1 pseudogene is annotated in these 1,304 nt (G+C 44.5%); it reads left to right on the top strand.

The window, feature by feature from the left end:
- Nucleotides 1–1,304 (top strand): annotated as a pseudogene (locus ACM0OR_RS28225) (IS4 family transposase); the annotation flags it as partial.

Genomic DNA, 1,304 nt, shown 5'->3' with positions numbered 1-1,304 from the left:
TCGGCTTCTAAGTAAAAATAGAGCCGAACAAGTGGGATATTATCGGTTTTTGGAGAATGAGAATGTGACAGTAGGGGAATTAGTGCGAAGCCTATCAGACCACTGCGTATCTCAGGTAGAAGGAAAGCACATATTAGCCATCAGTGATACGAGCGAAATTAACTTGCAGTCTCATGTAGGCAGGTTGAAAACAAAGGGTGTAGGTGTAGTAGGAAACAACACAGATGTAGGATTTTATATTCATCCGACACTAGTATTAGATGCAGAGAATGGATTTCCCCAGGGGATAAGCACAGTAAAACTGTGGACAAGAGATATAAACCATCAAGATAAGCATCAGCGCAACTATCAGCTATTACCAATAGAAAAGAAAGAATCATATAAGTGGCTACGCTCTGCCGAAGAAACGCAAAAATGTTTAACTATTGGTAATGCCAAAATCGTGACTCACATCGCCGACCGCGAAAGCGATATGTATGAGGAATTCGCTACAGTCCCAAATCACGACAATCATGTGCTGGTCAGAGCGCGTATTGACCGTCGCCTAGAGGGAAAGAACTTATCACTTTATACATACTTAAACCAACAGCCGAGCGAGGGGACTTACATAGTAGATGTCCCAGCAGATGCACGCATTGGTAGAACCGCATTCTTAGGCATTATTAATTGTTCGCCGTGCAATGGTGAAAATCCAACGTCCAGATAAATTGAATGGACAAGATTATCCTCCTAGTGTGAGACTTTATGCAGTGGAAGCCGTGGAAGTCAACCCACCACCAGGTCAAGCACCGATTCATTGGCGATTGCTCACCACCCACCAAGTCATTTGTTTAGAACAAGCACTACGGGTGATTCGATGGTACACATGGCGATGGCGAATTGAACAACTTTTTGCCACCCTCAAAACTGCGGGATTAAATCTCGAAGCCACTCAGCTTGAGTCCATTGCTGCCATTCAACGACTGACTGTATTAGCTTTGTCCGTCGCTGTGCGAATTTTACAACTGATTGGTGGACGGGATAACCCTGATTTACCTGCTAGTATTGCTTTTTCGCATGAACAACAGCAATGCTTATCTACTCTTGCTCCTACTTTGGACGGCAAAACTCGACTGCAACAAAATCCCTATCCTCCTCAAACCCTTGCTTGGGATACTTGGATTATGCAAGGGCTTGGTGGTTGGTCTGGTTACAGATCCCAAAAACCTCCAGGTATTACTACTTTGGTTCGCGGACTTGAGCAGTTTGAGTCCACCTTTTTTGGTTGGAAACTCGCTCTGGGTCTACTTGTGTGTACACCGTAG

The sequence above is a fragment of the Anabaena sp. CCY 9402-a genome (assembly GCF_963920945.1).
GTDB lineage: Bacteria > Cyanobacteriota > Cyanobacteriia > Cyanobacteriales > Nostocaceae > Trichormus > Trichormus minutissimus.
This window is presented reverse-complemented; position numbering and strand designations above follow the sequence as displayed.